This is a genomic window from Ureibacillus chungkukjangi (assembly GCF_003217295.1).
GTDB lineage: Bacteria > Bacillota > Bacilli > Bacillales_A > Planococcaceae > Ureibacillus > Ureibacillus chungkukjangi.
Genome location: NZ_QJTJ01000037.1, coordinates 1 through 12,500, shown reverse-complemented (window position 1 = coordinate 12,500; position 12,500 = coordinate 1). Strand labels below are relative to the sequence as shown.

Here is a 12,500-nt window from a genome sequence, read left to right as displayed (position 1 = left end):
AACACTTTCTCCCTTCAACTCGCTAAAGTATGTATTTTTTAATATAACATATAATATACCAAAAAACAGTTCAATTTTTTAAATATCCCTCAAAATAGTACCGAATATTCAGAAATCCTATTATAGACCATATTAAGGAAAATTCCCTTATCCTGTTCAAAGTTACATGAAAAAAGGTCATATAATAGTAAAATACGCTTTTCGTTCAATACGAAAAGCGAAGACTAGAAGATGATTTGGTTTTTGACTACTTCTTTCGATAAAAGAAAGTGTCTTCAATTTCAAAGCCATATTGAGCAGGGTTAAAGATCTGTTCTGTAGAACCAACAAATAATATCCCTCCAGGACGCAGTGCTTTACTAAAGCTATGATAGATTTGATCCTTCGCTTCCTCTGTAAAGTAAATCATAACATTTCGGCAAACGATTAAATCATAATTCGAATCATATTGGTCATTTAGTAAATTGTGCTCCTTGTAATTAACAGTTCTTTTAATTTCATCTTTGACTTTATAGAAAGAACCTTCTTGAATAAAATATTTCGATTTTACATCGGTAGGTACCTCTGCAAGGGAACGCTCTGGATATAAACCTAGTTTTGCTTTTTGGATAACATTCTTATCAAGATCTGTTGCTAGCACTTGAACTTGGGAAAGTGGCAGATGATGCGACAGCACCATAGAAATTGTATAAGGCTCTTCCCCTGTTGAACATGCTGCACTCCAAATTTTCAAGCGTTTATTAGCTTGTAAAAGCTGTGGGAAAATTTTATTTTGTAAAACCTCCCAACGTTTTCCATTTCGGTAAAACTCAGAAACGTTAATCGTCATACGGTCTAAAAACTCGTTCATCAAATCACGGTCTTTTTCAAGCGCCTGCATAAATTCGACAAAATTACGATAGCCCTTTTTTTCGTATAAAGAGGTCAAACGTCTTTTCATTTGGGCTTCTTTATATAGAGCTAAATTTATACCTGTTTTTTTATTAATACCAGCAATAAATTGTTCATAATCTGACATTTGCTAATCTTTCCCCTCTTTATATCCTACTTTCATTATATAGGAATTATAGATAATGGGAAATATATATCATTTCAACCTCATGTCTATAGGAAAGAAAGTAATTACTAATATTTTCACTCGAGCTTAAACTCTTTTGGGTGATCCAATGTTAACTGCTGTCTCGTTTGTTCTATTTCTAATCGAAGCTTTTCTGTTTCGGCGATATGACCTTCATTCCTGATTTTTTCTAATTTAATCTCTTGTTTTAATACTTCTAATTTTAATTTTGATTGCTTATTTATATGGTCTGATAATATTCCTGCAAGTGAGACGATTGTAATAAATATAATTATTGCTATGAAAACACTTGTCAATTCTATCACCTCCATATCATATTATATCAAGAATCAACAACTTTCTTCCAGAAAATTCCGTAATTTAAGTTAAAAAAATAACTATTGCATAATGCAATAGTTATTTTGAGTGATATAAGTTAAAGAGAGAATTAAGCTAATTCTCCAGCGAACCATAAGCTAATTTCGCGTTCTGCAGATTCTGCAGAGTCTGAACCATGAATAATGTTTTCAGAAATTGTAGTTGCAAAGTCACCACGGATTGTTCCTGGTTGAGAATCAGCTGGTTTTGTAGCTCCCATCATAGTACGAGCTAATGAGATAGCGCTTTCGCCTTCCCATACCATAGCGAATACTGGACCAGAAGTGATGAAGTCAACTAATTCACCAAAGAATGGCTTGTCTGCATGCTCTGCATAGTGAGCTTCTGCGATTTCACGAGTAGCTACCATTAATTTAGCACCTTTTAATTCGAAGCCACGACGCTCGAAACGGTTTACAACGTCTCCGATTACTTGACGTTTTACTCCGTCTGGTTTAATCATTAAAAAAGTTTTTTCTACTGCCATAATTATAAAACACTCCTTAGGTTTGTCTATAAGGTGTTACACCTACCGATAAATATTACCAAAAGATGCGTAATACATCAACATTTACTAGTTAAAGCTTGAAAATTAATCTTAGAATTTACGTTTTCCAATAAATAAAGCTACGTCTCTAAGCTTTCTTTTCATCTGATGATTTGGTAATGCGTCAACTTCCTTTAAAGCTTTTCTTAAGTATTGATTACTTAAAGTGATTGCTTGCTTAATCGCATCAGAATTACGAACAATCTTTAACATTTCCAAACGGTCCTCTTCTGATACAACACCACTTGAAGCTTTTTCTATAAATCTTTGGATTACTGGATGATCCTTTAATAATAAAATTGGCAAAGTAATATTCCCCTGGAGCAAATCACTACCAGCAGGTTTACCAAGCTCTTTATCTGTTGCAGTGAAATCTAAAATATCATCCACAATTTGATAGCTCATCCCAACAAAATAACCAAAACGTTTTAGATGTCTTATATTCTTATCATCAAGTCCACCAACGACTGCACCTAATTCGCAGCTTGACTCGATTAGCAATGCCGTTTTTCGCTTAATGCGGCGGAAATAATCCTTTAAATTTTGGTTATCTCGAAACTTATCTTCAATCTGAATAACTTCGCCATTACAAATTTCAACCATTGTCTTCGCTAAAATTTGATGAACTTTTACGTTTTCGATAGATGTTACATACTCTAAAGCTCGTGCAAAAATAAAGTCACCAGTGTACATAGCAACTCGGTTATTCCATTGAGCCTTTACAGTATGTCTACCTCTTCTCAAATCAGAATCATCAATAACATCATCATGTACCAGAGATGCCATATGAATTAACTCTAACGGTACGGCAATATTTTTAATTTGATCGATATTATATTGCCCAAATTTTGCACTTATTAGAACAAAAACAGGGCGAATTCGTTTACCGCCGGCCTGTAACAAATGGAGAGAGGCATCATTTATCAAGTGCGAAGATGAGTTTAACGCAGTTTCTAACTCTTTTTCGATGATGTCTATATCCGATTTCAAATCAGAGTAGAGTAATTTTAACTTCATCTTTTCCACATGCGAAACCTTCTCCCCCTAGTTTTCTTCTTTAAAGCCCATATGCATAGCGGCAGCCCCACCACTATATCCTTTATATGTTACCTTTTTAAATTTCGCTTCCTCAAACATTGCTGCTAATTTTTTCATGCCTGGGAAATCATTTGCAGACTCCTGTAGCCAAGAATATTCTTTAAAGCTTTTGGCAAATAATTTACCAAATAACGGCATGATAAATTTAAAATAGAATTTGAAAAGCTGTCTATATCCTGGAATTTCAGGCTGTGATGTCTCAAGACATACTGCCATTCCACCTGGTTTTAGTACACGATTCATTTCCTTTAAAACCTGCAAATAGTCAGGTACATTTCTTAAACCAAAACCAATTGTTACATAGTCGAAGGTGTTATCCTCAAACGGAAGCTCCATGGCATTTCCGTGAATCAATTCTACCTGTGGATACGGTTTAACTTTGCTTTCTCCAACCTTAAGCATGTTTTTACTGAAATCTAATCCTTTTACAACGCCTGTTTCTCCCGTTGCCTGTGCAAGTGCTACTGTCCAATCGGCAGTTCCACAGCATACATCCAGACATTTCGAGCCGGGCTTAACAGCCATTCGTTTCATTGTATCGGTGCGCCACTTAACATGTAATTGAAAACTAATAACAGAGTTCATTTTGTCATAGTTGTCTGATATACTCTCAAAAACCTCATGTACGTGCTCTTCTTTCGATTTAGCCATTTTTTCATTACCTTTCCCACGTTTAATTTCTAAATGAAATGCGCCTAATTAGAAAAAGCAGGCTTTCTACTGAATGAAATTAAACGCAACCTGTTGCTGTATGTATAACTTTAAATCGTCCTTTAAAATATTAGACGTTTGAAGATATTCGTTTAGCAAGTTTTTGAGAGAATCTATTTCACCTTGAATGATTAACTCAATTGAACTTTCTTGATCTGAAACACTTTCTTGCATTTTTACAAATATATTTGATGTATTACCACTTGCATGTTTTTTTAGCTCCTTCTGCAATTGAAGAAGTAATAAACCCGTATGCATTATTGAACTATATTGTTCAAATTGATAAACATTATAAAACCTTTTGATTAGCTCTGTTTGAATGACAGAAATAGTTTGATACCACTCTCTGATTGTGTATTGCGATGATTCATATAGCTTAATTTGATGTTCACATCGATTTACAATACCTTCAGAAAGCTGTCGAATTAAAGAGATATTACCAGAATGTGCAAGTATTTCGTAATAACGGCCACTATAATAATCTCCAGAAAGAACGGTAAGCTGCTGTTCTTTGCTTGTAGCATTCATTTCGCTAATTTTATCGTGTTCGTTAAGTGATGCGTGGACTATTCCTACAGTAATAGCACTTACTTCGTTTTGTTCATCCCATTTCTCTCCATTTAAAAATGGTAATAGTAAATAAAACAATTGATTTTCATCGAGCACTGGTGATCCAGTATATTGAGTCAAAGTTCTATGACGAACATGCATGAAAATATTTGTTTTTAATTGTTCTATTGATTGTTGAATGTATGTTGCATCCATAGATATTACTCCATTCTACTTAAAGTGCAATGGGTGGCTCCCATTGCATTATTTCGTTTGGTTCACCAATAAAGCTGAATACACATGTTGTGTACTACAACTACTCTTAGAAATTTAGTTACTCTTGTACTTTATTTTTTCGAAGCACTTTCAACGATACCATGGGACGAATGAATTTTTGCTTTTCCTCTAATTTTCATCGCAGAGGTATGTTCTGTAAATTGAGCAATCATTACTTCCCCAGTATCTAATTTTTCCGAGTGATGAAACTTAGTATCAGTGCCACGTGTGAGACCGATTACATGTACGCCATCCTCTTGAGCTTCGATAATTATATAATCTGGTTGAGTCATCTTATCTTATCTCCTCAAAATCAATTTCCTCGAAAAAAAACGTATGTTTTCGCCTAATGACCGTGTCATTTTAAAAAAAAGAAGCTAAAACATATCCTTGTACATCATATCACATTAAAACTATTGTTTTAAGACATTTGAATAAATGAAATAACTTCTCTACGTAAAACCTCATCTTCTGCATATACTCCACGAGCTACTGAAGTAATTGTTTTAGCACCCGGTTTTTTCAAACCGCGCATTGTCATGCACATATGCTCAGCTTCAATTACTACATAAACACCGATTGGCTCTAGCATCTCCATTATTGTATCTGCTACTGTTGAGGTAATTCTTTCTTGTAACTGGGGTCTTCGTGCTACAGATTCGACACATCTACCTAACTTGCTTAACCCTGCTACACGTCCGCCTTGAGGCAAATAGGCTACATGGGCTTTCCCGTAAAACGGAACTAAGTGATGCTCGCACATTGAATAAAACGGTATATCTTTCACTAATACTAGTTCATCATGATTTTCATGGAAAACTGTACTAAAAAATTCTCTAGGATCTTGGTTGATTCCGCTAAACATTTCTGCATACATTTTAGATACACGCTTTGGAGTATCTAGCAGTCCTTCACGATCTACATCTTCTCCTACAGCTTCTAAAATCATTTTAACTGCTTCTTCTATTTTTTCTAAATTTACTTTCGACATCTTTCTTCCTCCTAAACAAGATGTACCGAGCTACACAATTTGAATCGTAGCACATCCTTACCCTTTACGCAAAATAGGATATTACATCTATCTAAAAAGTTATGTATATATTAAAAACTTAAGTTTACCAATCGTCAGTTAATTCAACAAGTAAAAAGAGCAGTCATCATGCTTGTCCATGACGACTGCTCTATGTAACTGCTAGACGCTAATATTATTTTACAGCATCTTTAAGAGCTTTACCTGGTTTAAAAGCAGGTACCTTGCTAGCAGCGATTTCGATTTCTTTACCTGTTTGTGGGTTACGCCCTTTACGAGCGGCACGTTCACGTACTTCGAAGTTACCAAAACCAATTAATTGTACTTTGTCACCCTTTGCAAGAGCATCTTGAATTGTATCAAATACAGCTTCAACTGCTTTAGAAGCGTCTTTCTTAGAAAGACCTGCAGCTTCAGCAACAGAGTTTACTAATTCTGTTTTATTCACACCATTCACCTCCTCTCAAAGGGTCATGAACCTAAATCATGTAAAAAGAGTAACATATAGAAAATCCCTACGCAACTGTATTTATCCATGTTTTTCTATAATAATTCGGTTTTTTTAATAAAATTATAAATAACAGGACTTTTCACCTGCAAAAAGTATAGATATGTTTCTAATTTATACCAATTTTATTCATTTTATACATCAAACATACACAAGAATGTAATCTGCCTAAGGTTGATTTGAGAGTGAAATATTTTAAATAATCAGCCAATAAACAACCAAAAAAGGCAATTGATCGGGGTTTTAACCCTTTCAATTACCCTTCATATTGACGTTACTTCTAGATGTAACTAAAGATATAAGTGCATAATGATTCAACTAGGAGCCTTCGCTAAGATTATGACTAAATAATAAACGTTACTAAGCCACGTTCACCTTCATTAACCATTCTTTCAATTGTTTGACGCATTCTCTTCTTAGCACTTGGAGGAACAGCATTCATTTTATAACGAATACCCTCCTGAAGCACCTCATGAAGTGTTGTGCCAAATAATTGTGTTTGCCATAGCTGATCACGATCATGCTTATAGGAATACTGCAGATCTTTAAGCAGCTGATTCGCATAGAATTCTGTACCGATTAAAGGTGCAAATTCTGTAGCCATATCTACACGGATGATATGGTAAGAAGGCGCACTAGCTTTCATGCGAACACCAAAGAAGTTATTTTGTTTAATAATTTCTGGTTCGCTCGGCTCGAATTCCTCCAATGTAGGAAGTGAAATTCCATAGCCATTATCGCTTGCTTCATCAATCGCTTCACGGAATCTTTTTTGCGCTTGCTTAGCCTCAGCAGCTTCTTTTATAAATAGAAGCCAATCCTTCTTAGTATCAATCGGCGCATCTAACCACTCATTGCACACCGCTTTATAGATTTCTGCTTTTAAGGTAATACGAACTGTTGCTACACCTAAACCAGCATCTACTCTTTCAATTTCACTTTCATCTACAAAATCAATCTCACGTAACTCTGACGCAGCTTGCGAAACATCACGTATCTTCGTTACCGAATTTAAAACGTTACCAACCGCATCTGATAGTGTTACATTCAATGGATGTGTATATTCTAATACATCTAACCAATCTGGCTTTTCAACCTCAATATCTTCAATCGGGAATTCATAAAGCGCTTCTTGAAGAATGTATTCCATATCCTTCGTATTCATTTGATCAATTGCCACCGGAATAACTGGAACCTCGTATTTTTCTAGTAACTCATGACGAAGTGCCATTGTGTTATTGTGTGTTGGCATTTGACAGTTCAACACAATAACAAACGGTTTCCCAATTTCTTTTAGTTGACTAACAATTTGTTCCTCTGCAACTGCTGCTGCATGACGATTAATACCATTAACTGAACCATCAGTCGTAACAACTACACCGATGTTGGCATGATCGCGAATTACTTTATCTGTACCAATTTTAGCAGCTTCCTCAAAAGGAATAGCCTCTGAGTGCCATGGCGTGTGGACGTATTTTGGACCATCCTCATCCTCGTAGCCTCTTACACCGTCAATTACATAACCTACACAGTCTGCAAAACGAATTCGGAACGGAATTTCACTTTCGCCAATCGTAATCTCTGTTCCCTGGGCAGGAACAAACTTTGGCTCAGCAGTCATAATTACAGGACCCGGTGAACTTTGAGGCAGCTCGTCCAGTGCTCTTTTGCGATCTTCTTCGTTCACGATATTTGGGAGCACAACTGACTCCATCATTTTCTTCACAAAAGTAGACTTACCAACTCTAACAGGCCCTACAACACCGATATATACGTCCCCATTCGTTCTTTCTGCTATTTGATGAAAGATTTCTTCGCCTATTGTAGCTCCTCCTTTACGTAATTTAGTCTATGTACGACATTCTTCAAATATGAAAACGCCTTGTACGAAAATTTTTAAATATGGAGTATTTTTCGATATCTTTGGCTTATTGAAGAAATATATCGTACAAACTGAATTCTTACTTATACATATGAAAAAAGTGTTTAAAAAATATGTAAAATCACATATTTTTTAAACACTTAAATTTATATTCAGTTTTTATTCGATTTTCAAACTAATTGTTGGATGTTGATGCTTGTTCTTCAGCTTGGGTTTCCGTTGGGTCATACATAAAAATCGGTTCATTATTTTCATCTACTGTATAAGGCAGTGAATAAGCTGGTACGACTGGATAAGCATCTACTAAAAGCATACGAATATCTTCTCCGGCTTCTGGCGTTAAATTATTTTCTTTGATAAAAATATTTAAATCCACTGAATAATCAATGTAGATTTCCCCTTGTGTTGTTACAATAATAGGAAGTAAATTATTTGAATAGGGGCTTTGTACGGTTAACGGCTCCTTATACCCGATTTTTTCGAAGTCGATTGAATAGACGTAATCAGCAATTTTGTCCTTAAAAGTAGGGTAATAGGTACTCATAAAGCGGATATTCAATTCACGAATTCTTTCAGCAGAACGTAAATCCACTAGCTTTACCGTCGGATTTTCCTCTGGATCCCAAATAATATATTGGAATAACCCACCTTTTTCAAAAGAATTGGCAGGAGCATTTGTTAAATACTTAGGAATTAGTTTCTCGAAATCGATTGGATATTTAATAAACTGATCTGTATCCATATCGCGCGTTTTAATAGGAAGTACACCTGTATCAGCTTGGAATTCCTCCACTGCCTTTTGAACAGAGGCTAACTGAAGGTCATCAGGTATCTGATTTTCTGCTTTCTGCTCTTCTGGGAAAAGACAGCCTGATAATAAAACTGTAGTTAGAGCTAGTACAAAAAACAGGCTCCATTTTCTCTTCATTTTCTACTCACCTCATAGATTGTTTCACTAACAGCCATCAATTAATAGATAGACTATGTATGTAATTTTAGTTCGGCCATGTCAATACTACGAGCACCATTAAAATGGAACCGATAGCAAAAATGACAAAAGCTACTAATCGTAATATAAGAGATAAACATCCATTGTTTACCCATTTTCTTGTGAGTCCCACAATCAATACAGATAATAACATTGCACCAATCGAATAAAAAGATACCCACATAACATCTAAAGCATGCATGCTCGCAAGTGGTCCCCTTGCCGATTGCAATGTTAAATAATTCATAGAAGATAACAAGTTTTGCAAGCTGTAAACCTCCTTTCAATAGAAAAACACAACTCCACCATAATAAGGCACGAGTTGATGTCTTTACTTATGCGGATTCACTTCAAAAGTTTTACTTTCCTACCGCAAGAAGAGGAGGTAACGAATTACCTCCACATACTCATTCATAACTATAAAATTCCACTCTAATAAAGATCAATTTCACGTTTTTTCATTCGGATCATTAATTCATCCACTGCTACTTTTGGTTCTTTATCAGTAAATAATATTTCAAAAAGAGCGTTAGTAATTGGCATTGGAACTTCATATTCCTGAGATAGTTGATAAGCAGCCTTTGTAGTGCGTACGCCTTCTACTACCATGCCAATTTGCTCAAGAACTTCATCGAGTTTCATGCCTTTTCCAAGCATATTTCCAGCTCTCCAGTTTCGAGAGTGAACACTTGTACATGTGGCGATTAGATCTCCCATACCGGTTAAACCACCAAAGGTAAAGGGATTTCCGCCCATTTTCACACCTAGACGAGTGATTTCAGCCAAGCCTCTAGTAATTAGAGCAGCCTTGGCGTTATCACCATAGCCTAAGCCATCAGATATACCCGCAGCCAAAGCGATAACATTTTTTAACGCCCCACCTAGCTCTACTCCCACTACATCGTCATTTGTATATACTCGGAAGTATTGATTCATAAATAAATCCTGCACTCTTTCAGCTGCTTCCAGATTACTGCACGCAGCTGTAATCGTTGTAGGATGATGTAATACCACTTCTTCTGCATGGCTTGGACCAGAAAGCACAACGATTTCTTCCACTACATCAGGCGATAGACTTTCTGTAAGCATTTCTGAAATACGCATAAGCGAGTCTGGTTCAATACCTTTAGAAACATGAACGAATAATTTTTTCTGTTGAAGGAATGACCCCATAGTACTACATACTTCACGTATAGCTTTAGTTGGCACAGCGACAACAAGTATATCTGAATGAAGCACGGCCTCTTCTAAATTACTTGTAGCCTTTAAATTTGGTGCCAATGTAGTATCAGGAAGGTATTTTTGATTTTTATGCTGTGTATTAATCTCATTTGCTTGTTCTTCTCGATGTGTCCAAACAAGTGTATGATGACCATTCTCAGCTAAAACCTGTGCTAATGCTGTTCCCCAGGAGCCTGCCCCTAAAACCGTAACATTTTCCATACTCTCTCCCCCTAAAATTCAACTAGTCGCGTGCACGAGCGATTAATCGAATAGGTGTACCTTCAAAATCAAAGGTTTCACGAATTCGGTTTTCAAGGAATCGTTCATAAGAGAAATGCATTAATTCTGGATCATTTACAAAAGTAACGAATGTTGGTGGCTTAACTGCAACCTGAGTCGTGTAGTAAATACGTAAACGTTTCCCGTTGTCTGATGGTGCTGGATTACGTGCCACTGAATCTTCAATTACTTCATTAAGGATTGATGATTGAATACGCATTGCATGATTCTCACTAACTTTTTGTACAATACTTAAAATTTGATGAACACGTTGTTTTGTTTTAGCCGATACGAAAATAATCGGTGCGTAATGTAAATACAAGAAGTGTTCACGAATTTGCTGTGTATAATGTTTCATCGTTTTTTCATCTTTTTCAACGGCATCCCATTTATTTACAACGACAATTACTGCTTTCCCTGCTTCATGAGCATAGCCTGCAATTTTCTTATCCTGTTCCTGGATACCTTCTTCACCGTTTAAAACAACTAAAACAACATCAGAGCGTTCAATGGCTCTTAATGCACGTAGCACAGAATATTTTTCTGTAGATTCATACACTTTCCCTTTTTTACGCATCCCTGCTGTATCAATGATGACATACTCTTGTCCATCATATGAATACGGTGTATCGATTGCATCGCGTGTAGTTCCGGCTATTTCACTAACAATAACACGGTCTTGCCCTAAAAATGCATTAACTAATGATGATTTCCCAACATTTGGACGTCCAATTAAGCTAAATTTAATCGTATCCTCTGAATACTGTTCTTCATCTTCTTTAGGGAAATGCTTAGCACACTCATCAAGTAAATCACCAAGCCCTAGACCATGTGAACCCGAAATCGGGAATGGTTCTCCAAAGCCTAGAGCATAGAAGTCATAAATCATCTCACGCATGTCTGGGTTATCGACTTTGTTTACTGCTAAAACAACAGGTTTTTTTGTTTTATATAAAATTTTTGCTACTTGTTCATCTGCTAATGTAACGCCTTCACGTCCATTTGTCATAAAGATAATAACATCGGCTTCTCGAATGGCAATTTCTGCTTGCCCGCGGATTTGTTCTAAGAAAGGTTCGTCTCCTATTTCAATTCCACCGGTATCAATGATGTTAAATTCATGTGTTAACCAATCTGCCGAACTATAAATACGGTCACGTGTTACTCCTGGAATATCTTCCACGATTGAGACGCGTTCACCAACAATACGGTTAAATATTGTGGATTTTCCAACGTTCGGACGACCTACGATGGCGATTACTGGTTTTGTCATCTGTACTTCATCCTTCCAAATTCTTATCTTTTGTATTATACACGAAAATACAAATTATATCATTGTTTCATATCTAAGCAATTATTATTTGGAAAAGTTGGGTGATGGAGGGGGGCGAATATATGAATCTATTGAAAAATGGGAGTTGGTAGTTGTTGTCATTTGGGTTGGAGGATGATGGAGTGTGGGGTTAGAAGGCGGGCTTTAGTGAAATGCATTGTAGGCTCGATTTCATTTCTTCGTGCAGTTCATTGTGCTGATGAAATGCTTCATACTCTCATTTTCACTTCACTATGCAGTTCATTCCACTTTTGGAATGCATCACACTCTTATTTTTACTTCTTCATGCACTTCATCCCACTTATGAACTGCATCACACTCTCATTTTTCTTTCACCATGCACTTCATCCCACTTATGAATTGCATCACACTCTTATTTTTCTTTGACCATGCACTTCATTCCACTTATGAACTGCATCACACTCTAATTTTCACTTCACCATGAATTTCATTCCACTCGTGAAATGCATCACAAGCTCACTTTCACTCTACAATGTGTTTCATCCTCCTATGCTCACTGCTAGGACAGTCAACTCTCCTCCTTAAATCGAGTAGAGGGAGAATAAGTTCTCGCCCCTCTCACAACACCGTACGTACGGATCTCGTATACGGCGTTTCAATTTATATTACAGTGTGTACT

The 12,500-nt window shown here is 36.2% G+C and carries 14 protein-coding genes; all 14 read right to left on the bottom strand.

Features of this window, described 5'->3' with window-relative positions:
* Window positions 1–247: 247 nt before the first annotated feature.
* The 14 genes from BJ095_RS16855 to der all read right to left on the bottom strand — a co-directional run bounded on the left by BJ095_RS16855 (window position 248) and on the right by der (window position 11,800).
* The gene (locus BJ095_RS16855) at window positions 248–1,018 is read right to left on the bottom strand and encodes a CheR family methyltransferase (protein ID WP_107937177.1); all 771 of its coding nucleotides are present in this window, start codon (window positions 1,016–1,018) and stop codon (window positions 248–250) included.
* Between the two features lie 116 nt (window positions 1,019–1,134).
* Window positions 1,135–1,389, bottom strand: a complete 255-nt coding sequence (locus BJ095_RS16850; RefSeq protein ID WP_107937179.1) for a hypothetical protein — start codon at window positions 1,387–1,389, stop codon at window positions 1,135–1,137.
* A 116-nt stretch (window positions 1,390–1,505) separates the two neighbouring features.
* Window positions 1,506–1,922, bottom strand: a complete 417-nt coding sequence (ndk, locus tag BJ095_RS16845; RefSeq protein WP_107937181.1) for a nucleoside-diphosphate kinase — start codon at window positions 1,920–1,922, stop codon at window positions 1,506–1,508.
* Window positions 1,923–2,033: 111 nt separating this feature from the next.
* Window positions 2,034–3,008, bottom strand: a complete 975-nt coding sequence (gene hepT, locus BJ095_RS16840; protein WP_107937183.1) for a heptaprenyl diphosphate synthase component II — start codon at window positions 3,006–3,008, stop codon at window positions 2,034–2,036.
* Window positions 3,009–3,026: 18 nt separating this feature from the next.
* Window positions 3,027–3,731: a demethylmenaquinone methyltransferase gene (locus tag BJ095_RS16835; RefSeq protein WP_107937185.1), complete on the bottom strand. Its 705-nt coding sequence runs from the start codon at window positions 3,729–3,731 to the stop codon at window positions 3,027–3,029.
* A 66-nt stretch (window positions 3,732–3,797) separates the two neighbouring features.
* A complete protein-coding gene (locus BJ095_RS16830; RefSeq protein ID WP_107937186.1) occupies window positions 3,798–4,556 on the bottom strand; it encodes a heptaprenyl diphosphate synthase component 1 in 759 nt (252 codons plus the stop codon).
* Between the two features lie 131 nt (window positions 4,557–4,687).
* Window positions 4,688–4,909 carry a trp RNA-binding attenuation protein MtrB gene (gene mtrB / locus BJ095_RS16825; RefSeq protein WP_107937188.1) on the bottom strand — a complete coding sequence of 74 codons (222 nt, stop codon included), beginning with the start codon at window positions 4,907–4,909 and terminating at the stop codon, window positions 4,688–4,690.
* A gap of 128 nt (window positions 4,910–5,037) precedes the next feature.
* Window positions 5,038–5,607: a GTP cyclohydrolase I FolE gene (folE, locus tag BJ095_RS16820; protein ID WP_107937190.1), complete on the bottom strand. Its 570-nt coding sequence runs from the start codon at window positions 5,605–5,607 to the stop codon at window positions 5,038–5,040.
* A gap of 214 nt (window positions 5,608–5,821) precedes the next feature.
* Window positions 5,822–6,094 (bottom strand): HU family DNA-binding protein, encoded by a 273-nt coding sequence (locus BJ095_RS16815; RefSeq protein WP_004232618.1) that lies wholly within the window; start codon window positions 6,092–6,094, stop codon window positions 5,822–5,824.
* Window positions 6,095–6,497: 403 nt separating this feature from the next.
* Window positions 6,498–7,976 carry a stage IV sporulation protein A gene (gene spoIVA, locus BJ095_RS16810; protein ID WP_107937192.1) on the bottom strand — a complete coding sequence of 493 codons (1,479 nt, stop codon included), beginning with the start codon at window positions 7,974–7,976 and terminating at the stop codon, window positions 6,498–6,500.
* A gap of 235 nt (window positions 7,977–8,211) precedes the next feature.
* Window positions 8,212–8,964, bottom strand: coding sequence for a hypothetical protein (locus tag BJ095_RS16805; protein WP_107937194.1), 753 nt, complete (start codon window positions 8,962–8,964; stop codon window positions 8,212–8,214).
* 67 nt (window positions 8,965–9,031) lie between these two features.
* A complete protein-coding gene (locus tag BJ095_RS16800) occupies window positions 9,032–9,292 on the bottom strand; it encodes a DUF2768 domain-containing protein (protein WP_235867704.1) in 261 nt (86 codons plus the stop codon).
* A 164-nt stretch (window positions 9,293–9,456) separates the two neighbouring features.
* Entirely contained in the window at window positions 9,457–10,467 is a 1,011-nt protein-coding gene (locus BJ095_RS16795; RefSeq protein WP_107937196.1) for an NAD(P)H-dependent glycerol-3-phosphate dehydrogenase, read from the bottom strand.
* Window positions 10,468–10,489: 22 nt separating this feature from the next.
* On the bottom strand, window positions 10,490–11,800 hold the full coding sequence (der, locus tag BJ095_RS16790; protein ID WP_107937198.1) for a ribosome biogenesis GTPase Der: 1,311 nt from the start codon (window positions 11,798–11,800) through the stop codon (window positions 10,490–10,492).
* Window positions 11,801–12,500 lie beyond the last annotated feature (700 nt).

Bases quoted from the DNA above. Each gene is read 5' to 3' on its own strand.
- BJ095_RS16855 (WP_107937177.1), bottom strand. From the start codon at position 1,018: ATGTCAGATTATGAACAATTTATTGCTGGTATTAATAAAAAAACAGGT.
- BJ095_RS16850 (WP_107937179.1), bottom strand. From the start codon at position 1,389: ATGGAGGTGATAGAATTGACAAGTGTTTTCATAGCAATAATTATATTT.
- ndk (WP_107937181.1), bottom strand. From the start codon at position 1,922: ATGGCAGTAGAAAAAACTTTTTTAATGATTAAACCAGACGGAGTAAAA.
- BJ095_RS16835 (WP_107937185.1), bottom strand. From the start codon at position 3,731: ATGGCTAAATCGAAAGAAGAGCACGTACATGAGGTTTTTGAGAGTATA.
- BJ095_RS16830 (WP_107937186.1), bottom strand. From the start codon at position 4,556: ATGGATGCAACATACATTCAACAATCAATAGAACAATTAAAAACAAAT.
- mtrB (WP_107937188.1), bottom strand. From the start codon at position 4,909: ATGACTCAACCAGATTATATAATTATCGAAGCTCAAGAGGATGGCGTA.
- folE (WP_107937190.1), bottom strand. From the start codon at position 5,607: ATGTCGAAAGTAAATTTAGAAAAAATAGAAGAAGCAGTTAAAATGATT.
- BJ095_RS16805 (WP_107937194.1), bottom strand. From the start codon at position 8,964: ATGAAGAGAAAATGGAGCCTGTTTTTTGTACTAGCTCTAACTACAGTT.
- BJ095_RS16795 (WP_107937196.1), bottom strand. From the start codon at position 10,467: ATGGAAAATGTTACGGTTTTAGGGGCAGGCTCCTGGGGAACAGCATTA.
- der (WP_107937198.1), bottom strand. From the start codon at position 11,800: ATGACAAAACCAGTAATCGCCATCGTAGGTCGTCCGAACGTTGGAAAA.